We start from the raw sequence: 25,448 nt of genomic DNA on the forward strand, positions 1-25,448 counted from the left end.
GTTATTGTCGCCACGGCATGACCGGCACCGCGCTGATGGCGTTCTTCGGCGACCCGTCGACTACTTTGTCGGAGTAGGCCAGATACGCCAGCGTGTTGCGTTTCTCATCATAGAAACGCACGACCTGCAATGACTTAAATATCAATGAGGTGCGTTTTTTGAACACCACCTCTCCCTGCGCCTTGCCGTTCTTAATTTTGTCGCTCAGTTCAATAGGCCCGACCTGCTGGCAAGAGATGGCGGCGTCAGACGTATCTTCCGCCAGCCCTAATCCGCCTTTTATGCCGCCCGTTTTCGCCCGGCTAACATAGCACGTCACGTTTTTGACATCAGGATCGTCAAAAGCTTCCACCACGATTTTATGGTCAGGACCGAACATTTTAAATACCGTATCGACTGAACCAATTTGTTCCGCACGGGCGCTCTGCCCCAGCAGCAACAAAATTGAGAAAAGTACTAAGCTCTTGTATTTCATATTGTTACCATTCATAAAAGTTACGTTGCGTAATTATTAGACATTCTAAAATAAAATGGTTATAGATCACAGGATTAGAATAATTACCTGTCACGTTGCCTAAAAAAAGCATTTAAGCTCAAAAAAAACACTGAATGCTAAAAGAACAAAAAATGCTATTATCCTCTTACCTGATATCGGGTGCTCGTTGTTGAAAGGATGGGGATATTTTATGGATCAGGCTGGCATAATTCGCGACCTGTTAATCTGGCTGGAAGGTCATCTGGATCAGCCGCTGTCACTTGACAATGTGGCGGCAAAAGCAGGCTATTCCAAGTGGCACCTGCAGAGAATGTTTAAGGACGTGACGGGCCACGCCATTGGCGCTTACATCCGCGCCCGTCGTTTATCGAAATCAGCAGTGGCGCTGCGTTTGACCGCACGTCCAATTCTGGATATTGCTCTTCAGTACCGCTTCGATTCTCAGCAAACCTTTACGCGCGCCTTTAAGAAACAGTTTTCCCAGACGCCAGCGCTGTACCGTCGCTCCTCGGAATGGAGCGCCTTTGGCATTCGCCCGCCATTACGGCTGGGCGAGTTTACCGTGCCGGAACATCAGTTCGTTACGCTGGAAGATACGCCGCTCCTTGGCGTCACGCAGAGCTATTCCTGCTCGCTGGAACAGATTTCCGACTTCCGCCACGAAATGCGCGTGCAATTCTGGCATGATTTCCTCGGTCATTCGCCAACTATTCCGCCAGTGCTTTATGGGCTTAATGAAACGCGCCCCAGCATGGAGAAAGACGATGAGCAGGAAGTATTCTATACCACCGCACTGCCGCAAGAGCAGGCCGATGGCTATGTTCAGTCGGCGCATCCCGTGCTGTTGCAGGGCGGTGAATACGTCATGTTCACCTATGAAGGGTTAGGAACCGGCGTGCAGGATTTTATCCTGACCGTTTACGGCACCTGTATGCCAATGCTGAATCTGACCCGTCGTAAAGGGCAGGATATAGAGCGATACTACCCGTCAGAAGATACCAAAACCGGCGATCGCCCTATCAACCTGCGCTGCGAATTTCTGATCCCGATTCGTCGTTAACGCTGTAGCTCATCCAATGCAGGGGCGTCCAGATGCGAAACGTCCCCTGCGGTTTCTACCACCCACCCAGACGCCAGCCACTGGCTTTCCTGGTAATCGATGCGGGAAATAGAGCAGTTGCGCAAACGTAACCGGCGTTCCGCCCAGGCGGGTAGTCCCAGTATAGTACTGACCAGACAGCCCAACGCGATACCGTGACTGACCAATAAAGGTCGGCTGCCCTGCGGTAGCTCCAGACAGGACGCCAGCGCGGCATGAACGCGATCGCTCAACTCCTGCATCGATTCCCCACCGGGAATGCGGCCATCCTGCGTGCCGTTGACCAGCTGACGGCGCCAGCCCTCTTCTTCTTCCGTCAGCGAATCGATCTGGCGCTTTTCCAGCACGCCCATATCCAGCTCGCGCAGGCGGGAGTCAAAGGTGATATCACACCCGCACGCCTGGGCGATAATCTCCGCCGTGCGTTTTGTGCGGCCTAAATCGCTGCTGATGATATGGGTGATGCCGAGGCTGCGGGCGCGTTCTCCTACCTGCATGGCCTGCTGCTCGCCTTTTGCTGTCAGGGGACTGTCCGATTGACCCTGAATACGTCGCTCGGCGTTCCACTGCGTTTCACCGTGGCGAACAAGGTATACCTGTAACATGTTTTTTTTCCGTTATACTGCGATAAATTTTTAAAACTGAGCTTAATTATGCACCAGGTTATCTCTGCGACCACCAATCCTGCCAAAATTCAGGCAATTCTACAGGCATTTGAAGAGATTTTCGGCGAAGGATCGTGCCATATTACGCCCGTCGCCGTCGAGAGCGGCGTACCGGAGCAGCCCTTCGGAAGCGAGGAAACGCGTGCTGGCGCACGAAATCGCGTGGGTAATGCGCGACGCCTGCATCCACAAGCTGATTTCTGGGTAGCCATTGAAGCCGGAATTGACGATGACGCCACCTTCAGTTGGGTGGTGATTGATAACGGCGTTCAGCGCGGTGAAGCGCGATCGGCCACGCTGCCGCTGCCCGCCGTCATTCTCGACAGAGTCCGCCAGGGAGAAGCGCTTGGCCCGGTAATGTCGCAGTACACAGGTATTGATGAGATTGGTCGTAAAGAGGGCGCCATTGGCGTATTTACCGCCGGAAAATTAACGCGCTCCAGCGTTTACTACCAGGCGGTGATCCTGGCGCTCAGCCCGTTTCATAACGCGGTGTATCGATAATTATTTGCGCTATATTGTAAGCCTGATAAGCACAGCGCCATCAGGCATTTCGCGGCGATGTTGCCGGATGGCCGCTTCGCCTTATCCGGCCTACGAGCAAATCAGGCGTTTTTCAGCAGTACGTTCTCAAGCCAATGACGCAGTTCAACCGGCGCGGATTTCAGGCTGTTTGACCCGCGCGTGATGGTGGCGATGCCCGCCCCCAGCTCGGTTTTCAACTCGCGCTGGCTCATTTCGCCACGCAGCAACTCCTCAATAATGCGCACGCGCGTTCCCAGCGCTTCACGCTCGTCCGGCGTAAGCATCAGTTGTAATAAAGGCAGATGCAGATCCTCTGCATATGCCTGACGGAGTAACTCCACAAAACGAAGCCACTCCTGATTACGTTGTTCGGCGATAGCCGATGAATAAGGGGAATGCTGGGTCATGTTATACCGCCGTTTGTACTGTTACACGAGTACAAATGATAACATAACCCGTCTGCATTAATACCGTCGCTGCCACTCAGAGTCGCTCATTAAGGCCTCTTTCTGTCCCATAAAGTGGCGATAGTAAGCGTCATAGGCCAGAACGTTTTTCACGTAGCCGCGCGTTTCCGAAAAGGGAATGCTTTCGACAAACGCTACGGCATCGATACGCCCGGCGCTATTGCCAAGCCAGGTGCGCACGCGCCCCGGCCCGGCGTTATACGCCGCCGAGGCGAAAATACGGTTATTACCAAACTGCTGATAGACATACTGCAAATAGCTGGTGCCAATGTTGATGTTGGTCTCCGGCTCCAGCAGTTGGCCGGGGCCGCGGTAGTCCGGAATCGAAAACATTTTCACCGTATGGGTGGCCGTTCCCGGCATAATCTGCATTAAGCCGCTGGCCCCTACCGGCGATTTTACTTTCGGGTTCCAGGCGCTCTCCTGGCGGGCAATCGCCATGGCATAGCTTTGTGAGATATCTTTTCCGCGGGTATAGCGGGTAAAAAGATCGTTATACGCCAGCGGGAAACGCTCCTCCAGATGATCCCACAGTTTTCCGGCGATCGTCGCCTGTACGCTCAGATCCCACCAGTGCTGGTTAAACGCATAGCGCGCCAGCTGCGCCTGTTCAGATTTACTACGGCTTTTTACCAGATTCGCCCATTCGCTGCGCGCCGTGTTATCCAGGTTCCAGTACATCAGCTCCCGTACACGTGCCATCTCCGGCCCCTGCGTCAACGCGCTGTTTACGTTGGCGGGCGCTTTATCGATTTTAAGCGTGTACTCTTCGCCTAAACGCTGCGCCGCGACCATCGGATAAAAACCGCGCTTCTGCATTAAAGCATGAAGGATCTCTTTCGCTTCGGCGTCACGACCGCGTTCCAGCAATAAATCCGCCTGCCAGTAACGCCACTCGTCTTTCTCTTTCGCCTCCATTGGCAGTCGGGCAAGCCAGGTATTGAGACCGCGACGATCGCCCATCCCCAGCGCCATGCGCACGCGCCGTTCGATAAGCGACGTCGATTGCGAGCGCATAATCGCGTCATCGCGCCATTTCGCCTGCGCATCGGTCACATCGTTGCCCATCAGTCGCCAGGCAACGATATCGCGCAGCGCCTGCGTTTGTTCCTCATTAAGTTTCTGCGCCTGTACCAGCGAGGGGATCATCAGACGTGCATTTTCCGCGTCCTGGCGGGCGACGCTGGCAAACGCGACTTCCGCCATCTGGCGGGTAAAATCGGTGGCGCCGGTGGTGCGTGCGAAGGTCAACACGTTATTAGGGTCATTAGCCAGGGTAATGATCGCTGAGGCGATCGTTTGATATTCCGCCGGCATCTGTCCGGCCAGCACCGTAACCAGCCCCGTATTTCCGGCTTTCATCGCCAGCCGAATACGTTCCAGATACGCCAGCGGGTCTTGCTTGCCGGAGGCCCGCCAGACACTGAACAGTTTATCGCAGGCATTCGGCTGACTTTTGCCGGTCAGCCAAAGGTCTTTCGCGCCCTGCCAGGCCGCTTCCGTTTGCCCGGTACTCCATTTCGCGTAGTAATAGTTACATTGCGCTTCCGTGGTGCCGGGTTTCTCCGGGCTAAACGCCAGCAAGCCGCGCCAGTCTTCACGACGCGCCAGCTCATTGACGAAGCGTGATTGCAGCGTACGCGCAGGCGGAAGCGTAGGATTGGCGCGCACAAACTGCGTGACAGCAATCGCCGGTTGGTTCATCAAATCGTCGGTGATCTTACGGTATTCCAGATACGGGTAGAGCGGATAATCTTTCAGACCCGGCATCATCTGCTCTACCACATCCATCTGGCGGTTGTCCCAGGCCTGCTTAATCTGCGCATAGCGGTTACGCTGCTCTTCCAGTGAGTCGGCCCGCGCGAGGTGACAAAAGGTCAGCAGGCATACGCTGGCGGCGACGAGACGCCAGACAAATGGTTTGGCTCTATCCACAAGCACTTCCTCAATTGTTATCCAATGCAGCATCATGCCGCGTAATGAATTTATGCTAACCAGTCATAGCCATTTGCGCCACGTTACGGACACTTTTTTACTTTTATTGCGAGTGCGATCTGCTGGCTGGGCTTAGGCAGGGAAAAAGGCTACACTTCGCCTTTGACATCTATTCACCATCACGATAAACATAGAGGCGAAGTCCAACGTGGCTCAATTCGTTTATACCATGCATCGTGTCGGCAAAGTGGTTCCGCCGAAACGTCATATTCTGAAAAACATCTCGCTGAGCTTCTTCCCTGGCGCCAAAATCGGCGTGCTGGGCCTTAACGGCGCCGGTAAGTCTACCCTGCTGCGCATCATGGCGGGGCTCGATAAAGATATCGAGGGCGAAGCGCGCCCGCAGCCCGGCATTAAGATTGGCTACCTGCCGCAGGAACCTCAGCTAAACCCGGAACACACGGTACGCGAGTCGATTGAAGAGGCCGTTTCGGAAGTGGTTAACGCCCTCAAACGTCTGGATGAAGTGTACGCGCTGTATGCCGATCCGGATGCCGACTTCGACAAGCTGGCCGCAGAGCAGGGCCGACTTGAAGAGATTATCCAAGCGCACGACGGTCATAATCTGAACGTGCAGCTTGAGCGCGCTGCTGACGCTCTGCGTCTGCCGGACTGGGATGCCAAAGTCGAAAAACTGTCCGGCGGCGAGCGCCGTCGCGTGGCGCTGTGCCGTCTGTTGCTGGAAAAGCCGGACATGCTGCTGCTCGACGAACCCACCAACCACCTGGATGCCGAATCTGTTGCGTGGCTGGAACGTTTCCTGCACGACTTCGAAGGTACCGTCGTGGCGATTACCCACGACCGTTACTTCCTCGATAACGTCGCCGGCTGGATTCTGGAACTTGACCGCGGCGAAGGTATTCCGTGGGAAGGCAACTACTCCTCCTGGCTGGAGCAGAAAGATCAGCGTCTGGCGCAGGAAGCGTCTGCCGAAGCGGCGCGCCGTAAATCCATTGAGAAAGAGCTGGAGTGGGTGCGTCAGGGCGCGAAAGGCCGTCAGTCGAAAGGTAAGGCGCGTCTGGCTCGCTTTGAAGAACTGAACAGCGTTGAGTATCAGAAACGTAACGAAACCAACGAACTGTTTATTCCACCAGGACCGCGTCTGGGCGACAAAGTCATTGAAGTCAGCAACCTGCGTAAATCCTACGGCGACCGCGTACTGATCGACGACCTGAGCTTCTCGGTGCCGAAAGGCGCTATCGTCGGGATCATCGGGCCAAACGGCGCGGGTAAATCGACCCTGTTCCGCATGATGTCCGGTCAGGAGCAGCCCGATAGCGGCACCATTACGCTGGGTGAAACCGTCAAGCTGGCCTCGGTCGATCAGTTCCGCGACGCGATGGACAACAGCAAAACCGTCTGGGAAGAAGTGTCCGGCGGGCTGGATATCATGAAGATCGGCAACACTGAAATGCCAAGCCGCGCCTATGTAGGCCGCTTCAACTTCAAAGGCGTCGATCAGGGCAAACGCGTTGGCGAACTGTCCGGCGGTGAGCGCGGTCGTTTGCATCTGGCGAAGCTGCTGCAGGTGGGCGGCAACGTCCTGCTGCTCGACGAACCGACGAACGACCTGGATATCGAAACCCTGCGCGCGCTGGAAAACGCCCTGCTGGAGTTCCCTGGCTGCGCGATGGTTATCTCGCACGACCGTTGGTTCCTTGACCGTATCGCCACCCACATTCTGGATTATCAGGATGAAGGTAAGGTGGAATTCTTCGAAGGCAACTTTACCGAATACGAAGAGTACAAGAAACGCACGCTGGGCGCCGAGGCGCTGGAGCCGAAGCGTATCAAGTACAAGCGTATTGCCAAATAAATGTCTGAATGCCGGGTGGCGCTTGCGCTTACCCGGCCTACAAACCCAGCGATTCCAGTACGTTGTGAAACTGTAGGCCTGATAAGACGCGGTAAGCGTCGCATCAGGCATTGGTTCTTATCCCTGCTCGCCCATCATCTCTTTCACCAGTTCCACACAGCGCAAAAAGCGACCATCGTAATCAGCCTCTTTAACGTGAACGAACTCAATGTTGTTCTCTTTCAGCATCTCGACCAGCAGGTTCTGGAACGCTTTGCGATCCACTGAACTGCCCAGGCTTCGCAGTCCGTCAGCTACCCACGGCGTATTATTCTCCAGCAAAATCACCAGGTCGAAGCGATACTCGTCGATCAGCGCCTGGACAAAGGGATGCTCGCGTCCTTCGTATTTTTTGCAAAATGCCTGGGTGGTGACGAAATCGGTATCGATAAACGCCACTTTATTCGCATATTTCACTGCGAAATCAATATATTGCGCATGGCCCAGCGCAATTTTATCGTAGTCGGAATACTGTAACGCCATCTCATCGCCGCCCAGATGCGAAAAGACATAGTCGCGGCCATATTCCCAGGCGCTGGTGGTATTAAAAATATTGGCGAGCTTATTGACCAGCGTAGACTTGCCGCTTGATTCCCCGCCCAGAATCGCGACGGTACGCACGAAAAACGGCTTCACTTCGGTAGGAATATATTCCCAGTAACGAAACGGATTTTCGCGGATTTGCGCCCCACTGATATTCATAAACGTGCGTTCAGGATCGACCAGCACCGTCTCAATCCCTAAATGCTCAAGATACTGCGGCGCATCAGCCTCTTCGGAAGTGTAGATCCAGCTCGGCTGTATTCCCTTCTCTGCCATAAACGCTTTAATGCCGTTGCTCCAGACGTCCCAGCCATGCGGATAAGGCTCCATCCCCTCTTCATTAAAGGCGTGGATGCGAATATTTTTTTGGTATTTGAAGGTTTGCAGCAACCAGCGCAGGCGATCCGACACGGTGGGCTGCTGCGACATGGCGCTATCCTCAAACAGCCCGCGGTCGCGCGTATCGTCATATCCCATAATGATGTGCAACTCATCCACCTGGCTACAGGCGCGCTGGATCAAGTAGATGTGTCCGGTATGCAATGGATAAAATTTACCGAACACCACGCCAATGTTTTTCTGCCGGCGGGGAAACTCCAGCCCGAGAAAACGGTGTAGCGCCTCCAGTTTTTGCGCGCTGGGGCTTTTGATTTTGGCGTTAAGTAACTGACTCAGATACCCCTTGGTCATACCGCTGGCGTCAGCCACCTGTTGCAGAGTGCAACCTTGCTGCTTAATCGCGGTTTTGAGATAGTCGAACGATGACACAAGAGCCTCCTGCTGGAAAAATCGCATAACACTGCCTGATGGCGCTTCGCTTATCAGGCCTACAACATCAATCCGTATCAATCCGTAGGCCGGATAAGACGCATTGCGTCGCCATCCGGCAAATTATACAACATCACTACATACAGCGAATTATAAGTCGTCAAACACGCTTAACGCATCTGCGAGCTTTTTAACACCGAACACCTGCATTCCTTCCGGCGGCTTTTTCGGTACGTTGGCGGCAGGCACAATCGCCCGACGAAAACCGTGTTTCGCCGCCTCGGAAATACGCTCCTGCCCGCTCGGCACCGGACGAATCTCGCCTGCCAGCCCCACTTCGCCAAACACCACCAGATCCTGCGGCAACGGCCTGTCACGCAGGCTGGAGACCATCGCCAGCAGTAAAGCCAGATCCGCGCTGGTTTCGGTGACTTTCACGCCGCCGACCACGTTAACGAAGACGTCCTGATCCGACATTTGCAGACCGCCGTGTCGGTGTAGCACCGCCAGCAGGATTGCCAGACGGTTTTGTTCCAGACCGACCGCCACGCGTCTGGGGTTCGCCATCATCGAGTGATCGACCAGCGCCTGAATCTCCACCAGCAACGGTCGCGTGCCTTCCCAGACGACCATCACTGAACTGCCGGAAGTGACCTCATCGCCACGGCTTAAAAAGATGGCGGACGGATTGCTCACTTCGCGCAACCCCTGTTCGGTCATGGCGAAGACGCCCAGCTCATTGACTGCGCCAAAGCGGTTTTTGTGGCTGCGCAGCGTGCGGAAACGAGAATCGGCGTCGCCGTCGAGCAATACTGAGCAATCGATACAGTGTTCCAGCACTTTCGGCCCCGCCAGCGACCCGTCTTTGGTGACGTGGCCGACCATCACGATCGCCACGCCGCGCGTTTTGGCGAAGCGCGTCAGGTAGGCTGCCGTTTCGCGGACCTGGGCGACGCTGCCTGGCGACGACTGGATGTCCGCCATATGCATCACCTGTATGGAGTCGATCACCATCAGTTTCGGCTGTTCTTCTTCCGCTATCAGGCAGATCTGCTCGATGCTGGTTTCGGAGAGCATATTCAGATTCGCCGTCGGCAGGCCGAGACGGTGCGCACGCATCGCCACCTGCTGTAGCGACTCTTCGCCGGTGACGTACAGCGTTTTCATCTGCTCGGCGAGCTTGCACAGCGTTTGCAGCAGCAACGTTGATTTGCCCGCGCCGGGGTTACCGCCAATCAAAATGGCGCTGCCGGGTACCACCCCGCCGCCCAGCACGCGGTCAAACTCTTTAAAACCGGTAGAAAAGCGCGGCAGTTCCTCAAGACTGATGTCAGACAGTTTCTGCACTTTTGATACGCCCGCACTGCCGGCGTATCCGCTCAGACGTTCGTTACGCGCCACCGTCGGCGACGCGGCAAGGCGCACCTCGGTAATGGTGTTCCAGGCCTGGCAGGCGCTGCACTGCCCCTGCCAGCGTGGGTAATCGGCACCACATTCATTACAAACAAAGGCGCGTTTTGGAGCTTTTGCCACGTTTTACCTCTTTCGTTAACGCTGTTGCCGGATGGCGCTGACGCTTATCCGGCCTACGGTCGCCTTGCCATTGGGCAGGTTAATCATTTCTGGTTCATGCTGCCGGAGAGAATGCAAAACACGCCCATCAGGTCAGCGTGGCGGATCGTAATCTCCGTCTTTTCGTTTACTTTTGGCTTGGCATGGAAGGCAATACCTAACCCTGCCGCTTTGATCATTGGCAGATCGTTAGCGCCGTCACCAATCGCCACCGTCTGCGCCAGCGGGATGTCATGCTCTTGCGCCAGACGAAGCAAGGTATTGGCTTTATACTCAGCATCCACAATATCGCCGATAACGTGACCGGTAAATTTACCGTCCATGATCTCCAGCTCATTGGCGACCGCCGCCGTCAGGCGTAGCTGGTCACGCAGATAGTCGGCGAAGAAAGTGAAGCCGCCGGAGGCGATAGCGATTTTCCAGCCGAGCGCTTCCAGTTTTAGCACCAACTGCGTTAATCCTGGCATTAGCGGCAGATTCCCGCGCACCTGGCGCAAAATATCGGCATCCGCGCCTTTCAGCGTCGCCACGCGGCTGCGCAGACTGGCGGTAAAATCAAGCTCGCCGCGCATCGCGCGCTCCGTCACTTCAGCCACCTTTTCACCGGTACCGGCCAGCTTAGCGATTTCATCGATACACTCAATCTGGATCGCCGTGGAATCCATATCCATGACCAGCAGCCCCGGCGTGCGCAGATGCGGAATTTTACCCAGCGGCGCGACATCCAGCTGCGCCTCATGCGCCAGCCGCGTCGCACGCGGCGTCAGCGACCCCGCCAGACGAATGACCTGATAATCCTCCACGCACCAGGCGGCGACAATCACCATTGCGGCGCCCAGTTTGGTCTGATATTGAGTTAAACGCTGCTTATCCAGCCCGCGCCCATACAGCAGCCAACCGCTGCGGCCTGCATGGTAATCCAGAGGCATCACCTCGTCGCCGCTTAAAGAAAGAGGCAAACCAGGCCATAAAGAGACATCTTCAGGCAGATCGCACCAGGTAATGTTAGGCATTAAAGCTCCTGTAAATCGTTCAGGCCGGTAACCGCCCCGCGGAAAATAACGCATGAGGCTACCTTGTAACCATCGCTTCTGGCAACATTAAGCCTCAAATTTTCAGCAGGTGGAATATGGCTCGCGCAAAACTGAAATTTCGGCTGCATCGTGCAGTCATTGTATTGTTCTGTCTCACACTGCTCGTCGCGCTCATGCAGGGCGCGTCCTGGTTTAGTCAAAACCACCAGCGACAGCGCAATCCGCAGCTGGAAGAGCTGGCCCGCACGCTGGCGCGCCAGGTGACGCTCAACATCGCCCCGCTGATGCGCAGCGAAACACCGGATGAAAATCGCATCAACGCCGTGCTGCGTCAGCTCACGCAAGAGAGCCGTATTCTGGATGCCGGCGTCTATGATGAACAGGGCGATCTTATTACTCGCGCTGGCGAAAGCGTCAATGTGCGCGACAGGCTGGCGCTGGATGGCAAAAAAGCGGGCAGCTATTTTAACCAACAAATTGTCGAGCCTATCCAGGGGAAAAACGGCCCATTGGGCTACCTGCGTCTAACGCTGGATACCCACACGCTGGCCACCGAAGCAAAGCAGGTCGATAACACCACCAACATTCTACGCCTGATGCTGCTACTCTCGCTGGCGATAGGCGTGGTGCTGACGCGCACCTTGCTACAAGGTAAACGCACCCGCTGGCAGCAGTCGCCCTTCCTGCTAACGGCCAGCAAGCCTGTTCCGGAAGAGGAAGAGCGTGAGGAAAAAGAGTAAAATGACGGCTTAATAAAGGTAAGGAAAACCACCATGACAACATTACGCCTGCTTATTTCTGACTCTTACGATCCCTGGTTTAACCTGGCGGTCGAGGAGTGCATTTTCCGCCAGATGCCCGCCACCCAGCGCGTGCTGTTCCTGTGGCGCAACGCGGATACGGTGGTCATTGGACGCGCGCAAAACCCGTGGAAAGAGTGTAATACGCGGCGTATGGAAGAAGATAATGTCCGTCTGGCCCGCCGTAGCAGCGGCGGCGGCGCGGTATTCCATGACCTCGGTAATACCTGTTTTACCTTTATGGCCGGTAAACCGGAATACGATAAAACCATCTCCACCCATATTGTGCTCGCGGCGCTGAATTCGCTGGGCGTCATGGCCGATGCTTCGGGACGCAACGATCTGGTCGTAAAAACGCCGGACGGCGATCGCAAAGTCTCCGGTTCAGCCTATCGCGAAACCAAAGATCGCGGCTTCCATCACGGTACGCTGCTGTTGAACGCCGACCTCAGCCGTCTGGCGAACTATCTGAATCCCGATAAAAAGAAACTTGCGGCGAAAGGAATCACCTCCGTTCGCTCCCGCGTGGCCAATCTTACCGAGCTATTACCGGGTATCACCCATGAACAGGTCTGCCAGGCGGTCACGGAAGCCTTTTTCGCCCATTACGGCGAACGCGTCGACGCGGAAGTGATTTCACCGGATAAAACGCCGGATCTGCCGAATTTTGCCGAAACCTTTGCGCGCCAGAGCAGTTGGGAGTGGAATTTCGGCCAGGCACCGGCGTTCAGCCATCTACTGGACGAACGTTTCACCTGGGGCGGCGTCGAGCTGCATTTTGACGTCGAGAAAGGTGTGATTACCCGTGCGCAGGTGTTTACCGATAGCCTGAACCCGGCACCGCTGGAAGCGCTGGCCGAGCGGCTGCAAGGGTGTTTGTACCGCGCGGATAAACTACAGGAAACGTGTGAAGCGCTGCTGATTGATTTCCCGGAGCAGGAAAAAGAACTGCGGGAACTGTCGGCGTGGATTGCAGAAGCCGTGCGCTAAATGAATAATATCAGAGAGACGAATGTGTCTCTGATATTATTTAAACATAACAACATATTCTGAAAAATGAGTGAATAGCACAAATAGTTAAAACACACTCACTAACTACTATATTCTTTAAAATTAATATTATTTCCCCGCACTTCATAAACCCAGCGAATTATAAACCATTTATCATCACCAATGATGATTAAAGTTTTTCTTAACCAAGATTTAATTTTATTAAATTTACAACATATTATTATCTTCATAGAATCCCGCCCCGCGCATTACATGTCATTTGGAAATATACTTAATCGTTAGGGATTACTGATGAAAAAATTATTAATAGCGACCTCTGTCATAATAGGATTATCAACTTCAGCGCAAGCGGTTGAATCCACTGCTGTATTAAAACTGACTGGCGTTTTAACCAACGGCGCATGTATACCAGAGTTAAGTGATGGTGGCGTTGTAGATTTCGGTACTAAAGCCGTTAGCGATCTGCTGCCAACTCAGACGAATCAACTGGGATACAAAGATATAACACTCACGATTCAGTGCCTTGCACCGGCAAAAGTTGGCTGGGTCGCTACCGACAATCATGGCGATTCGGCGACAACGCTGACTATCGATAACGCAACATTTGGCGGTCAGAACAATAGAATACCAAACTATCAGCTAGGTCTGGGTACAACAGCAGATGGTATCAAGATTGGTGCATACGGCCTCTCCATAGACGCGAATAATTCGACCGCCGATGGAGTTAAGACGAAGATGGTAACGACAAATGATTCGAATCCTGGTGTCTGGGCTTTAGCAATGAACGAATACGTTGCGCTTACAAATACATTTCCAACCCCCAATACATATAGTGTCGGCGATGAAAATGGCCCCGTTGCTTTTACCACCGCAACATTTCCTATACGCGTAGCTGCCGCTATACAGGGAACGGACACACTGGCTATTACCGATAACACCACGCTTGATGGTCAGGCGACCTTTACACTCGTATATCTGTAACTCCAGCATTCACATGGAATATTCAACACCTCTTTAATGGAACTATAATGAAAAAAATTTTGCTTATTACTGCAATTGCAGCTTCCTTTGCTACAACCAGCGTGAATGCTGACACCACTGCCGTATTAAAAGTCACCGGTCAACTGGTTGTTGGTGGTTGTACCCCAGAACTCAGCGGCGGCGGCGTGGTTGATTACGGTACTATCCGCCTCGCCACACTTTCCGCAACCGATGTAAACCAACTGGGTACTAAAGATGTCTCTCTGAGTATCTCTTGTCCGTCTGCAACCAAAGCAGCATGGACTATTACCGATGACCGTGCGGACACCCACCCAGGCGCATCCGTTATCTCCATAGCCAATGGCGATATGACTAATAGTATAGTATCTGATACCACAATGTCCTACGGCGTTGGCAAAACAACCGAAGGTGTAAAAATCGGCGCGTTCTCTATTTATACCGATACCGCGAACGTTACCGCTGATGGTGTAAAATCTGACGCTATCTCAGGAACCGTTGATAGCCCAGTCTGGCAGAAGTCTTCCACCGGGATTATCAAAAACGGCAATATGGAAATGTTTACCGTTGCTACAAAAGGCACCACCGAACCGGTTCCGTATACCCTCGCCATTTTCCCGCTGAAAACCTCACTGGCTATTCAGGATACTGCAACGCTGGCCATTACTGATGATACTGATCTGGATGGTCAGGCAACCATCACGCTTAAATATCTCTGATCCAGACCGTGTAAAAAGGTTATTGATCTGTCTCCCTTATTATGGGGAGACAGATTAAAATTAAAGGACTAACTCTGATGCCAGCAGTGACTAAACTTCCATTATTATTACTCAGCGTCCCCTTTGTTTTTTCAACACTCTTTTCACAGGCTAACGCTGCCGGCATGGTACCGGAAACTACGCTACTGGTGATTGAAGAATCCACACACAGCGGCGTAATGAATGTTAAAAACACCGACAGCAATCCGGCTTTGTTATATACCACCGTCGTTGATTTACCTGACGACAATGGTGTGAAGCTGGATGTCACTCAACCGGTTGTTCGCGTTGAAGCAGGCCAGCAGCAGCAACTACGCTTTATTATGGAAAGCACGGAACCGCTCGCCGTCGAGCACTATAAGCGCGTCACGTTTGAAGGTATTCCTCCGAAATCTACCAATAAGGGAATGAAAATAGGTTTTAATCTACGCCAGGATTTGCCGGTATTAATTCGTCCTAAAAATCTACCGGTCGTTACTGATGCCTGGAAATTATTAACCTGGTCCAGAAACGGACAAACAATCAACGTCAAAAATCCGTCTCCCTACGTTGTACGTTTAGCCCAAAATATTACCTTCTTACCTTCCGGGGGCGAAGGCACGATTAAAAAAACCTATATTCTGCCCGGCGAAACATTGAACGTCAGTATAAAAACGCCCCTTGCTGCTGATACATCCGTACGTTTTTACCCTGCCAGCCGTTACGGCATTGAAGTCCCCAGCTTTACCTCACCGCTGGTGCCGTGATGAGAGCTAGCACGTGAAGTATTTAAAACTGCCGCTATACATCAAAACTGCGCTTTATTGCTCACTGGCGACCACGGCGTTTTCGGCTCTGGCGGAGGAGCTGAATTTTGACATGGGTATTCTCACCTCCAGAGGCATTAGCCCCAACGTGGCACAATATTTTTCCCGTGCGCCGCGTTTTCTACCAGGCAGCCACACCGTCATGGTAAAGATCAATGGCGTAAATAGAGGGTCGTTGGTCGCGCGTTTCGACACAGAAGGCCAGCTTTGCGTGGATGACGATTTCCTCAGCGCCAGCGGGCTCGTACCGCTTAATATCAGCGCCAAAGAAACCTGCCATAGCCTACAAGAAGATTATCCCTCAGCGATTATTACCCCACTGCCAAACAGTGAATCGCTGGAGCTTTTTGTTCCGGCACAGGCTCTGGATAATAACTTGCTATCGCTAAACAACGTGATTAAAGGCGGCACCGCCGGGTTATTTAACTATAACCTGTACGCCAGTCGCAGCGAGTCATCCGGTAGCGATAGCCGAAACTATGCCCAGGCAAACCTTGAAGCTGGCTTAAACTTCGCGGAATGGACGCTGCGCAGCCGCTACATGCTGACGAATAATGATGGAGAATACCGTACCGATAGTCTATATACCTATGCGGAGCACGTATTTCAGGCACAAAAAATGCGTGCGCAAGTTGGGCAGATCAACGTCAACTCCAGTCTATTCAGTGGCGCGCCGATCAACGGCGTACAGCTTATCCCTGAACAAGGGCTGGCACAGGATACACAAGGCGTAACCATTAACGGTATTGCCCGAACCCACCAGGCTCGCGTTGAAGTTCGTCAGTCCGGACAGATTATTTATACCGCACCAGTGAACGCTGGGGCATTTACCCTTGAAAATGTCCCCATCATACGCAGCAATACCGACCTTAACGTCAGCGTCGTTGAAACCGATGGCTCAACGACAACCTTCACGGTGCCGGCAGTATCCTTTAATTTACGCGAACTCACGCCCGCAGGCTTAACAATGTCCATAGGGCGCATACGTGATACCACCAGCGACTATTCGCTCCCCTGGATCTATAACATCAGCGATGGTTGGAAACTGAGTGAAAACTGGCTGGCGCAGGCGTCTGGCGTACTGGCACAAGACTATCAAGCGGCAGGAGGGATGCTGCAATGGCTTCCAACCAACAAATGGACGTTTTCCGGCTCAATGCTGAGCAGTAAAGCGTCCTTTGGCGAATCTCTGCAGGGTGCGAAAAGTGAACTACGCGCCAGCATGGCGCTGCCCGGGGAAATTAGACTTGACGTCAGTACCGCCCGCTACAGCGACGGATATCGTGAGTTAACGGATGCGCTCAATAAAGATGCTTCCGAATATCAAAGTAGCTCCAGTGCTAATATTGCCTGGAACCATAATCTGTTAGGTACCTTCTCTCTGGGTTATTACACTTATCAGGCTACGGATAATGACAACGACTCTCGCAGCATAATGGCTTCCTGGGGCAAAACGTTTAAATATGCCTCAATTACCGCTAACTGGCAGCACGCTGTTAATCAGGATGATGAGAATCATAACGACAGTAATGATGATGATATGTTTTACATCAACATCAGCATTCCACTCGGTGAGCAGCGCGTCGGCGCTTATATGCGTAATCAAGGTGATAAAACAACCTACGGGCTACAAAATAATGGTTCGCTGAGTAAAGATACCCATTACTATATTTCTGCGGATCGTGATGCAAAAAACCAGCAAAATAGCTTCAACGGTAATCTCAATAGCAATCTTCATTACACTCAACTCAGCGTGGGCGGCGGCACTGATGGCGATAATTACCGCAACTATAACGCAACCTTCAGCGGAGGCATCGCTGCACACGAACATGGCATAACGTTCTCGCCTTATACAATCAAAAATACCTTTGCTATCGCACGCCTGAGTGAACCAGAAAGCGGCATTGAAATCGCCACGCCACAGGGGCGAATCTGGACTGACCACTGGGGGCAAGCCGTCATTCCGGGGCTAACTGAATGGCGGAAATCCCGCGTAGAGGTTAATGCGAATACGCTACCAAAGAGTATGGAACTGGCAAACGGTATTAAGAATATTACCGTCGCGCACAGCGCTTTTCGGGTACTGGATTTCAACGTGCTGAATACACGCCGTGTGATGCTGGCAGTAAAGCGTCCGGATGGCTCATGGCTACCTAAAGGCACCAGCATTGTAGATGAAAAAAATAACTATTTGGTCAGCGCTGTCGACAGCGGACGCGTATTTATCACCGATGTTGGGGATAATCCTGCGTTATATGCCGCTGATGATGATATGAATCGTCTGTGTCGCATCCACTACACGCTGCAGAAAACCCAGGATAAAGAGGCATTTTATGAAACGGCAAAGGGAGTCTGTCAATGAAATCCAACAGCAAATGGTTGGGGATTGCTATATGTTGTATCTTCACCGCACTACTCCCCCCATCAGCCCGGGCCGACGATGACTGCCAAATAACGTTTTCTTCGCCAAACGTCAGCTTTGGCTGGCTTAAGCAAGATGATATCGTCAATTCTCAGCAAGGCTGGAATCAAATGTCTTCACAGGAGGTTCACGTTAGTGTGAGTTGCCCAGAAAGCCAGAACATTGCTCTTTTTGTGCAGGCCTCAGCGGGGGAAAAGGGACGATTTTATTTTGGAAATAACGGTGGTCTCGCCGTACGTGTTAGTCAGATGATAGTAGATGGTAAAAGTTATCCTATTGCCAGCACCCTTGATAGAGTGAGCTTTGCTCCCAATGACAGTGCCCTGGATAGTCTGTTGCTACATAATAACAACGGTATCATCGCGATGGATAATAACCAGCAGGTCAGTGGGAAAATGATGAACGTCACGCTGACATTAACACCTGTCTTGAACGATAATCAATTTACGCATGCTACCGATACGGTCATGCTAGAAAGCAATTTACAGTGGGAAGTGCTGACGAAATAAACGATGAAGGGGGCCTGCTCTGGCCCCCTTCACAATCTTACTCTTTATCGCCCAGCAGTACGGATTCCAGCGCGATTTTGATCATGTCGTTGAAGGTCGTCTGACGTTCAGCGGCAGTGGTCTGCTCGTGGGTACGGATATGGTCAGATACGGTGCAGATGGTCAGCGCTTTCGCGCCAAATTCAGCCGCAACGCCGTAGATACCCGCCGCTTCCATCTCTACGCCCAGTACGCCGTATTTTTCCATCACGTCGAACATTTCGCCGTCCGGAGAGTAGAACAGGTCAGCGGAAAACAGGTTGCCTACGCGCGCGTCAACGCCCAGCGCTTTTGCCGCATCAACTGCGTTACGCACCATGTCGAAGTCAGCGATAGCCGCGAAGTCATGATCTTTAAAACGGATACGGTTCACTTTGGAGTCGGTGCAGGCACCCATACCGATCACCACGTCGCGCAGTTTGACGTCCATGCGCACAGCGCCGCAGGAGCCGACGCGAATGATTTTCTTCACGCCGAAATCGGTGATCAGCTCTTTGGTGTAGATGGAGCAGGACGGGATACCCATACCGTGGCCCATCACGGAGATCTTACGGCCTTTGTAAGTCCCGGTGAAACCTAACATGCCGCGAACGTTGTTCACTTCGCGAACATTTTCGAGGAAAGTCTCAGCAATGTGCTTCGCGCGCAGCGGGTCGCCCGGCATCAATACGACGTCAGCGAAATCACCCATTTCTGCATTAATATGTGGAGTTGCCATCTTCAGTTCCCTTTAAATTTGTTGTTATTGCCTGATGGCGGCTACGCCTTATCAGGCCTACAAAACGTGTGTCAAAACAGTGAAATACCCTAAGTATTTCGCGTTGTAGGAAGGCGACGAATTCGTGAATCCCCGGGAGCATAGATTAACTATGTGACCGGGGTGAGCGAATGAAGTCAACGCATCTACAGCGCGAAAGACAACAGGTATCACAGCATGTTTTTACCGTAGTCCATCGGCGATGTGCCAAAGTAGGTCGCCAGCGTCTGGCCGATATCCGCGAAGGTTTCACGGTGACCTAAAGAGCCCGGTTTGACTTTCGGACCGTAGATCAGCACCGGAATGTGCTCACGGGTATGGTCAGTACCGGTCCAGCTCGGGTCACAGCCGTGGTCAGCGGTCAGGATCAGAATGTCATCTTCACCCACCAGCTCCATCAGCTCCGGCAGACGGCGGTCAAACAGCTCCAGACCTGCGGCGTAGCCCGCGATGTCGCGACGGTGGCCCCAGGAAGAGTCGAAGTCGACGAAGTTAGTGAAGACGATGGTTTTATCGCCCGCTTCTTTCATCTCTTTGAGGGTCGCGTCGAACAGCGCGTCCAGACCGGTCGCTTTCACTTTCTTAGTGATGCCGCAGTTGGCGTAGATGTCGGCAATCTTACCGACGGACACCACGTGGCCCTGTTTTTCATCGACCAGTTTCTGCAGCACAGTCGGCGCTGGCGGTTCTACGGCCAGGTCGTGACGGTTGCCGGTACGCTGGAAGTTACCGGCCTTGTCGCCGATAAACGGACGCGCGATCACGCGGCCAATGTTGTAGCCGCCTTCGGTCAGCTCTTCACGGGCGATTTCGCACAGCTCGTAGAGTTTATCCAGGCCAAAGGTCTCTTCGTGGCAGGCAATCTGGAACACGGAGTCAGCGGAGGTGTAGAAAATCGGCTTGCCAGTTTTCATGTGCTCTTCGCCGAGCTGGTCCAGAATGACCGTACCGGAAGAGTGGCAGTTACCGAGGTAGCCCGGCAGGTTGGCGCGTTTCACCAGCTTATCCAGCAGTTCCTGCGGGAAGCTGTTTTCGTGATCGCTGAAATAGCCCCAGTCGAACAGCACCGGCACGCCGGCGATTTCCCAGTGGCCTGACGGCGTATCTTTGCCGGAGGACAGTTCGTGCGCCCATGCGTATGCGCCAATAACGTCCGCGTTGCCGTCCATGCCGGCGGCAATTTTACCGGTAGAGCCTTCATGCGCTTTCACCAGCCCCAGACGAGTCAGGTTAGGCAGATTCAACGGGCCCTTACGGCCATTGTCAGCTTCGCCATTGGCGCAAGCTTCTGCGATGTGGCCCAGAGTGTCGGAACCTACGTCGCCAAAACGATCCGCGTCTTCAGTAGCGCCGATGCCGAATGAGTCCAGCACCATAATAAATGCACGTTTCATATCTTCTCCGTACTTAGTGCTTCAAAAATAATTGATCAGATCAGTATACAACTATTCAGTAATTCGACGATAGACCGAAGGTGTGCTTGCTGGCGCTTTATCGTCAAGGATAATTGCCGCTTTGACGGCCTTCGCCGCTTCCTGCCAACTGGCTTCGTCTTTGGCATGAATCACCGCCAGCGGGCGCTGCCCGTCGATGCTGTCGCCCAGACGGGCCATGTCGGTAAAGCCAACGCTGTAATCAATGGTGTCAGACGCCTGACGACGGCCGCCGCCCATCGAGACGACCGCCATCCCCAGCGCACGCGTATCCATTGCGCTGATAAACCCTTCAGTATCAGCATATACCGCTTTGCTCAACATGGCGGTCGGCAAGTATTTATCGTAGTTCTCAACGAAATCGCTTGGCCCTTTCTGCGCGGCCACCATACGACCAAAGACTTCTGCCGCTTTACCGTTATCCAGCACCGCCTGTAATTTCGCACGCGCTTCGGCGTCGTCTTTCGCCAGCTGGCCGGAGATCAGCATCTCCACGCATAGCGCCATAGTGACGTCAAACAAGCGCGGATTGCGGTATTCACCGGTCAGGAACTGCACGGCTTCACGCACTTCCACCGCGTTACCGGCGCTTGAAGCCAGCACCTGGTTCATATCGGTTAACAACGCCGTAGTGCGAACTCCCGCGCCATTTGCCACGCCGACAATCGCTTCAGCAAGGGCTTCAGAAAGTTCATAGGTTGGCATAAACGCGCCGCTGCCGACTTTTACGTCCATTACCAGCGCATCCAGCCCTTCGGCCAGTTTCTTGGCGAGGATGGAGCCGGTGATCAGCGGAATAGAGTCCACCGTCGCGGTAATATCGCGGGTGGCGTAAAAACGTTTGTCCGCCGGTGCAAGCGAGCTGGTTTGCCCAATAATCGCCACACCCACGTCTTGAATAATTTCGCGGAAACGGTTGTCGTCCGGGAAGATATCGAAGCCCGGGATCGCTTCCAGTTTGTCGAGCGTACCGCCGGTATGTCCGAGGCCGCGACCGGAGATCATCGGCACATAACCGCCGCAGGCCGCTACCATTGGCCCCAACATCAGAGACGTCACGTCCCCTACGCCGCCGGTCGAATGCTTATCGACAATCGGGCCATTGAGATTCAGGCTTTTCCAGTCAAGGACAGTACCGGAATCCCGCATCGCCATGGTCAGCGAAACACGCTCCGGCATGGTCATATCGTGGAAGAAGATGGTCATCGCCAGGGCGGCAATCTGCCCTTCAGAGATAGTATTGTCACGAATACCATTAATAAAGAAACGAATTTCTTCGTCACTCAACGCATGACCATCACGCTTTTTACGAATAATTTCTTGTGCGAGAAACACGGTACCCTCCTGAGGGAAAAGAGTAGAAGGCTTACATCGCCGGATGGCGGCTAACGCCTTATCCGGCCTACAGGCCTGGATTTGTAGGCCGGATAAGCGCAGCGCCATCCGGCAAATCAGAGCTTAGTAGCTGCTGGCGCTCTTACCGTCGCCGTGACCCAGCGCTTTCAGCAGGCTTGCCAGCAGGCTGGATGCGCCAAAGCGGTAGTGACGAGAATCTGCCCAGTCAGCGCCAAACAGTTCGTCTGCAATCGCGAGGAATTTCTGCGCGTCTTCCGCCGTACGTACGCCGCCCGCCGGTTTGAAGCCAACGGTTTTGGAAACGCCCATGTCGCGGATCACTTCCATCATGATGCGCGCGCTTTCCGGCGTAGCGTTTACCGGCACTTTACCGGTAGAGGTTTTGATGAAATCCGCACCGGCTTTAATGGAGATTTCAGAGGCTTTACGAATCAGCGCCTCTTCTTTCAGCTCGCCGGTTTCGATGATCACTTTCAGCAATACGTTCGCTGCGGCACAAGCGTCTTTACAGGCTTTTACCAGGTCAAAACCCACCTGCTCGTTACCGGCGATCAACGCGCGGTACGGGAATACCACGTCCACTTCGTCAGCGCCGTAGGCGATCGCCGCACGGGTTTCCGCCAGCGCAATATCGATGTCATCATTGCCATGCGGGAAGTTAGTCACCGTTGCAATGCGGATGTCCGGCGTACCTTGTTCTTTCAGAGTTTTACGCGCAATCGGGATAAAACGCGGGTAAATACAAATCGCCGCCGTATTCCCGACCGGAGTTTTTGCCTGATGACACAACGCGATCACTTTTTCATTGGTGTCGTCATCGTTCAGAGTGGTCAGATCCATCAGTTTGAGCGCACGCAGGCTGCTTGCTTTTAAATCAGTCATGACATTCTCCAACGGCATTGCCGTATAAAATTTCACCTTGCGAGTCTGTTAATATTCTAACATTCACTCGCGTTTACACTTCGATATACATCACAGTTAATGAAAACTACGTACAAATTTGCATTACTGTAATGAGATCTTAATCAAATTATCCCGCCGTCACCGCCTGTTCTTCGAGCGATAAGCGCATCAGGATCAAAGTCGGTTTGCCGCCATTTTCTACAATAGCGCATCGTCCCGGCATAAAGAGGAAACGAAGATGCCTGCCTCATGCGAAACTGCGCTCCAGCAGCGTTGCCAGCAAATTGTGACCAGCCCGGTGCTCACGCCTGAACAAAAACGCCATTTTCTGGCGCTGGAAGCTGAAAACGCCCTGCCTTATCCCCCCCTGCCGGAAGATGCCCGCCAGGCGCTGGATGAAGGTGTCATTTGCGATATGTTTGAGGGGCACGCCCCCTTCAAACCGCGCTACGTGTTGCCCGATTACGCCCGATTTCTGGCTAACGGTTCACAGTGGCTGGAACTGGAAGGCGCGAAAGATCTGGATGATGCGTTATCCCTACTCACCATTCTGTATCATCACGTTCCTTCCGTGACGTCCATGCCGGTTTATCTCGGCCAGCTTGATGCGTTGCTGCAACCGTATGTTAGAATTCTAACACAAGATGCGATCGATATTCGAATAAAACGTTTCTGGCGTTATCTCGACAGAACGCTGCCAGACGCCTTTATGCATGCCAATATTGGCCCTGCCGATACGCCTGTCACACGAGCGATTTTGCGCGCCGATGCCGAGCTAAAGCAGGTGGCGCCTAACCTGACGTTTATCTACGATGCGGAAATTACGCCGGACGATCTGCTGCTGGAGGTCGCCAAAAACATTTGCGAATGCAGTAAGCCACACATTTCCAACGGCCCTGTAAATGATAAAATTTTCACAAAAGGCCATTATGGCATCGTCAGTTGTTATAACTCGCTACCGCTTGGCGGCGGCGGCAGTACGCTGGTACGTCTCAACCTGAAAGCCGTGGCAGAACGCAGTACGTCTGTCGATGACTTCTTTTCACGCACGCTACCGCACTACTGCCGACAGCAGATCGCCATCATTAATTCACGATGTGAATTCCTCTATGAAAAGTCACATTTCTTTGAGAATAGCTTTCTTGTACAGGAAGGTTTGATCGATCCCGAACGTTTTGCGCCGATGTTCGGTATGTACGGGCTGGCGGAAGCCGTGAACCTGCTGTGCGAAAACGCGGGCCTGACCGCCCGTTACGGCAAGAATGAAACGGCGAACGAGCTGGGCTACCGTATTAGCGCCCAACTGGCGGATTTCGTCGAAAATACGCCAGTGAAGTATGGCTGGAAGCAACGGGCGCTGCTCCATGCCCAGTCTGGCATCAGTTCCGATATTGGCACTACGCCGGGCGCACGTTTGCCGTATGGCGATGAACCGGACCCTATCACCCATCTGCAAACCGTCGCGCCGCACCATGCCTTTTACCATGCCGGGATCAGCGACATTCTGACGCTGGACGAAACCATCAAGCGTAATCCGCAGGCGCTGGTTCAGCTTTGTCTTGGCGCGTTCAAAGCCGGGATGCGGGAATTTACTGCCAATGTCAGCGGCAACGATCTGGTGCGCGTCACCGGTTATATGGTGCGCCTGTCGGATCTGGCGAAATTTCGCGCCAAAGGCTCGCGCACGAATACCACCTGGCTGGGAGAAGAAGCCGCACGTAATACCCGCATCCTGGAACGACAGCCACGCGTAGTCAGCCATGAACAACAGATGCGCTTTAGTCAGTAAGATCATTGCGTTTTCCTGCGTCGATGGGCCAGGCAGCCGCCTGGCATTATTCTTACAGGGCTGCAATTTGCGCTGCAAGAATTGCCATAACCCGTGGACGATGGGACGCTGTAACGACTGCGGGGAATGCGTATCGCAGTGTCCGCATCACGCCCTCAGCGTTGATGGCGGGAAAGTGGTATGGCGGTCGGACGTCTGCGAGCAGTGCGATACCTGCCTGAAAATGTGCCCACAGCAGGCAACGCCAATGGCGCAGACCATGAGCGTTGACGATGTGCTGCGTCATATTCGTAAAGCATCGCTGTTTATTGAAGGTATTACCATCAGCGGCGGAGAGGCGACCACGCAATTACCGTTTATTGTGGCGCTATTTACGGCGATCAAAGCCGATCCGCAGTTACAACGGCTGACCTGTCTGGTGGACAGTAATGGTCAGTTAAGCGAGACCGGCTGGCAGAAACTACTGCCGGTTTGCGACGGCGTAATGCTCGATCTGAAAGCCTGGAAGAGCGAGTGTCATCACCGTCTGACCGGACGTGATAACACGCATATTAAGCACAGTATCCGCTTTCTTGCTGCGCAGGGAAAACTGGCGGAGCTGCGGTTGCTGGTTATCCCGAATCAGGTGGACTATGCGGCGCATATTGATTCACTGGCGGCGTTTATTACTTCGCTGGGCGAGGTTCCGGTGCGTTTGAATGCCTTTCATGCGCATGGCGTCTATGGCGAAGCGAAGGCCTGGCCAGGCGCGACGCCGCAAGAGGTGGAACGGCTGGCTGACGGATTGCGCGCGCGTGGGGTGGCGAAGCTGATTTTGCCGGCGCTATATTTGTAAGCGTCGCCTGCC

23 protein-coding genes are annotated in these 25,448 nt (G+C 53.4%); 12 read left to right on the top strand and 11 right to left on the bottom strand.

Annotation, left to right across the window (positions count from 1 at the left end):
- Position 1: 1 nt before the first annotated feature.
- Positions 2-475 (bottom strand): protein CreA, encoded by a 474-nt coding sequence (gene creA / locus J4617_RS11175; protein ID WP_000875811.1) that lies wholly within the window; start codon positions 473-475, stop codon positions 2-4.
- 211 nt (positions 476-686) lie between these two features.
- Here creA and robA point away from each other — a divergent pair, with 211 nt between their 5' ends.
- Positions 687-1,556 carry an MDR efflux pump AcrAB transcriptional activator RobA gene (robA, locus tag J4617_RS11180; RefSeq protein ID WP_000371685.1) on the top strand — a complete coding sequence of 290 codons (870 nt, stop codon included), beginning with the start codon at positions 687-689 and terminating at the stop codon, positions 1,554-1,556.
- On the opposite strand, the gene gpmB is transcribed toward robA, so the two are convergent.
- Entirely contained in the window at positions 1,553-2,200 is a 648-nt protein-coding gene (gpmB, locus tag J4617_RS11185; protein ID WP_000942363.1) for a 2,3-diphosphoglycerate-dependent phosphoglycerate mutase GpmB, read from the bottom strand. The genes robA and gpmB overlap by 4 nt on opposite strands.
- 48 nt (positions 2,201-2,248) lie before the next feature.
- Between gpmB and yjjX the strand changes: the two genes are divergently transcribed.
- Positions 2,249-2,764: an inosine/xanthosine triphosphatase gene (gene yjjX / locus J4617_RS11190; protein WP_000554315.1), complete on the top strand. Its 516-nt coding sequence runs from the start codon at positions 2,249-2,251 to the stop codon at positions 2,762-2,764.
- 101 nt (positions 2,765-2,865) lie between these two features.
- Here yjjX and trpR read toward each other — a convergent pair whose 3' ends face one another.
- Positions 2,866-3,192: a trp operon repressor gene (gene trpR, locus J4617_RS11195; protein ID WP_000192003.1), complete on the bottom strand. Its 327-nt coding sequence runs from the start codon at positions 3,190-3,192 to the stop codon at positions 2,866-2,868.
- 57 nt (positions 3,193-3,249) lie between these two features.
- A complete protein-coding gene (gene sltY / locus J4617_RS11200; RefSeq protein WP_000373272.1) occupies positions 3,250-5,187 on the bottom strand; it encodes a murein transglycosylase in 1,938 nt (645 codons plus the stop codon).
- A 208-nt stretch (positions 5,188-5,395) separates the two neighbouring features.
- Here sltY and ettA point away from each other — a divergent pair, with 208 nt between their 5' ends.
- Positions 5,396-7,063 (top strand): energy-dependent translational throttle protein EttA, encoded by a 1,668-nt coding sequence (ettA, locus tag J4617_RS11205; RefSeq protein ID WP_000046770.1) that lies wholly within the window; start codon positions 5,396-5,398, stop codon positions 7,061-7,063.
- A gap of 117 nt (positions 7,064-7,180) precedes the next feature.
- Here ettA and nadR read toward each other — a convergent pair whose 3' ends face one another.
- The 3 genes from nadR to serB all read right to left on the bottom strand — a co-directional run bounded on the left by nadR (position 7,181) and on the right by serB (position 10,998).
- Entirely contained in the window at positions 7,181-8,413 is a 1,233-nt protein-coding gene (nadR, locus tag J4617_RS11210) for a multifunctional transcriptional regulator/nicotinamide-nucleotide adenylyltransferase/ribosylnicotinamide kinase NadR (protein WP_000093829.1), read from the bottom strand.
- Between the two features lie 150 nt (positions 8,414-8,563).
- A complete protein-coding gene (gene radA / locus J4617_RS11215) occupies positions 8,564-9,946 on the bottom strand; it encodes a DNA repair protein RadA (RefSeq protein ID WP_001029720.1) in 1,383 nt (460 codons plus the stop codon).
- Positions 9,947-10,029: 83 nt separating this feature from the next.
- On the bottom strand, positions 10,030-10,998 hold the full coding sequence (gene serB, locus J4617_RS11220) for a phosphoserine phosphatase (RefSeq protein ID WP_001132983.1): 969 nt from the start codon (positions 10,996-10,998) through the stop codon (positions 10,030-10,032).
- Positions 10,999-11,114: 116 nt separating this feature from the next.
- Here serB and J4617_RS11225 point away from each other — a divergent pair, with 116 nt between their 5' ends.
- The 7 genes from J4617_RS11225 to J4617_RS11255 all read left to right on the top strand — a co-directional run bounded on the left by J4617_RS11225 (position 11,115) and on the right by J4617_RS11255 (position 18,324).
- Positions 11,115-11,759 (top strand): YtjB family periplasmic protein, encoded by a 645-nt coding sequence (locus J4617_RS11225; protein WP_000090067.1) that lies wholly within the window; start codon positions 11,115-11,117, stop codon positions 11,757-11,759.
- 33 nt (positions 11,760-11,792) lie between these two features.
- Positions 11,793-12,809, top strand: a complete 1,017-nt coding sequence (gene lplA / locus J4617_RS11230) for a lipoate--protein ligase LplA (RefSeq protein WP_000209759.1) — start codon at positions 11,793-11,795, stop codon at positions 12,807-12,809.
- Positions 12,810-13,121: 312 nt separating this feature from the next.
- Complete coding sequence (locus tag J4617_RS11235; RefSeq protein WP_000734707.1) at positions 13,122-13,811, top strand: DUF1120 domain-containing protein; 690 nt, start codon at positions 13,122-13,124, stop codon at positions 13,809-13,811.
- 47 nt (positions 13,812-13,858) lie between these two features.
- Positions 13,859-14,548, top strand: a complete 690-nt coding sequence (locus J4617_RS11240) for a DUF1120 domain-containing protein (RefSeq protein ID WP_000722275.1) — start codon at positions 13,859-13,861, stop codon at positions 14,546-14,548.
- Between the two features lie 77 nt (positions 14,549-14,625).
- Positions 14,626-15,333, top strand: coding sequence for a fimbrial biogenesis chaperone StjC (gene stjC, locus J4617_RS11245; protein WP_001112031.1), 708 nt, complete (start codon positions 14,626-14,628; stop codon positions 15,331-15,333).
- Between the two features lie 13 nt (positions 15,334-15,346).
- Positions 15,347-17,755, top strand: coding sequence for a fimbrial biogenesis outer membrane usher protein (locus J4617_RS11250; RefSeq protein ID WP_017465675.1), 2,409 nt, complete (start codon positions 15,347-15,349; stop codon positions 17,753-17,755).
- Positions 17,752-18,324 (top strand): outer membrane protein, encoded by a 573-nt coding sequence (locus J4617_RS11255; protein ID WP_000841604.1) that lies wholly within the window; start codon positions 17,752-17,754, stop codon positions 18,322-18,324. The genes J4617_RS11250 and J4617_RS11255 overlap by 4 nt, the downstream gene beginning before the upstream one ends.
- 37 nt (positions 18,325-18,361) lie before the next feature.
- Here J4617_RS11255 and deoD read toward each other — a convergent pair whose 3' ends face one another.
- From deoD to deoC, 4 genes are all read right to left on the bottom strand, one after another.
- Positions 18,362-19,081 (bottom strand): purine-nucleoside phosphorylase, encoded by a 720-nt coding sequence (gene deoD, locus J4617_RS11260; RefSeq protein WP_000224870.1) that lies wholly within the window; start codon positions 19,079-19,081, stop codon positions 18,362-18,364.
- 209 nt (positions 19,082-19,290) lie between these two features.
- The gene (gene deoB / locus J4617_RS11265; protein WP_000816459.1) at positions 19,291-20,514 is read right to left on the bottom strand and encodes a phosphopentomutase; all 1,224 of its coding nucleotides are present in this window, start codon (positions 20,512-20,514) and stop codon (positions 19,291-19,293) included.
- A 51-nt stretch (positions 20,515-20,565) separates the two neighbouring features.
- Positions 20,566-21,888: a thymidine phosphorylase gene (gene deoA, locus J4617_RS11270; RefSeq protein WP_000477838.1), complete on the bottom strand. Its 1,323-nt coding sequence runs from the start codon at positions 21,886-21,888 to the stop codon at positions 20,566-20,568.
- Between the two features lie 123 nt (positions 21,889-22,011).
- A complete protein-coding gene (gene deoC, locus J4617_RS11275; RefSeq protein WP_001519713.1) occupies positions 22,012-22,791 on the bottom strand; it encodes a deoxyribose-phosphate aldolase in 780 nt (259 codons plus the stop codon).
- A 259-nt stretch (positions 22,792-23,050) separates the two neighbouring features.
- Here deoC and J4617_RS11280 point away from each other — a divergent pair, with 259 nt between their 5' ends.
- Both J4617_RS11280 and J4617_RS11285 read left to right on the top strand, forming a co-directional pair.
- Positions 23,051-24,601, top strand: a complete 1,551-nt coding sequence (locus tag J4617_RS11280) for a YjjI family glycine radical enzyme (RefSeq protein WP_017465676.1) — start codon at positions 23,051-23,053, stop codon at positions 24,599-24,601.
- A complete protein-coding gene (locus tag J4617_RS11285) occupies positions 24,573-25,436 on the top strand; it encodes a YjjW family glycine radical enzyme activase (protein WP_001064940.1) in 864 nt (287 codons plus the stop codon). Before J4617_RS11280 ends, J4617_RS11285 begins: the two co-directional genes overlap by 29 nt.
- Positions 25,437-25,448: the final 12 nt, after the last annotated feature.

It is taken from the genome of Salmonella sp. 32010601201800023SM (assembly GCF_017572235.1).
GTDB lineage: Bacteria > Pseudomonadota > Gammaproteobacteria > Enterobacterales > Enterobacteriaceae > Salmonella > Salmonella enterica.

Excerpts from the sequence above, each read along its gene's own strand:
- creA (WP_000875811.1), bottom strand. The coding sequence starts at position 475 with ATGAAATACAAGAGCTTAGTACTTTTCTCAATTTTGTTGCTGCTGGGG.
- robA (WP_000371685.1), top strand. The coding sequence starts at position 687 with ATGGATCAGGCTGGCATAATTCGCGACCTGTTAATCTGGCTGGAAGGT.
- gpmB (WP_000942363.1), bottom strand. The coding sequence starts at position 2,200 with ATGTTACAGGTATACCTTGTTCGCCACGGTGAAACGCAGTGGAACGCC.
- yjjX (WP_000554315.1), top strand. The coding sequence starts at position 2,249 with ATGCACCAGGTTATCTCTGCGACCACCAATCCTGCCAAAATTCAGGCA.
- trpR (WP_000192003.1), bottom strand. The coding sequence starts at position 3,192 with ATGACCCAGCATTCCCCTTATTCATCGGCTATCGCCGAACAACGTAAT.
- serB (WP_001132983.1), bottom strand. The coding sequence starts at position 10,998 with ATGCCTAACATTACCTGGTGCGATCTGCCTGAAGATGTCTCTTTATGG.
- J4617_RS11225 (WP_000090067.1), top strand. The coding sequence starts at position 11,115 with ATGGCTCGCGCAAAACTGAAATTTCGGCTGCATCGTGCAGTCATTGTA.
- lplA (WP_000209759.1), top strand. The coding sequence starts at position 11,793 with ATGACAACATTACGCCTGCTTATTTCTGACTCTTACGATCCCTGGTTT.
- J4617_RS11235 (WP_000734707.1), top strand. The coding sequence starts at position 13,122 with ATGAAAAAATTATTAATAGCGACCTCTGTCATAATAGGATTATCAACT.
- J4617_RS11240 (WP_000722275.1), top strand. The coding sequence starts at position 13,859 with ATGAAAAAAATTTTGCTTATTACTGCAATTGCAGCTTCCTTTGCTACA.
- stjC (WP_001112031.1), top strand. The coding sequence starts at position 14,626 with ATGCCAGCAGTGACTAAACTTCCATTATTATTACTCAGCGTCCCCTTT.
- J4617_RS11255 (WP_000841604.1), top strand. The coding sequence starts at position 17,752 with ATGAAATCCAACAGCAAATGGTTGGGGATTGCTATATGTTGTATCTTC.
- deoD (WP_000224870.1), bottom strand. The coding sequence starts at position 19,081 with ATGGCAACTCCACATATTAATGCAGAAATGGGTGATTTCGCTGACGTC.
- deoB (WP_000816459.1), bottom strand. The coding sequence starts at position 20,514 with ATGAAACGTGCATTTATTATGGTGCTGGACTCATTCGGCATCGGCGCT.
- deoC (WP_001519713.1), bottom strand. The coding sequence starts at position 22,791 with ATGACTGATTTAAAAGCAAGCAGCCTGCGTGCGCTCAAACTGATGGAT.
- J4617_RS11280 (WP_017465676.1), top strand. The coding sequence starts at position 23,051 with ATGCCTGCCTCATGCGAAACTGCGCTCCAGCAGCGTTGCCAGCAAATT.
- J4617_RS11285 (WP_001064940.1), top strand. The coding sequence starts at position 24,573 with ATGAACAACAGATGCGCTTTAGTCAGTAAGATCATTGCGTTTTCCTGC.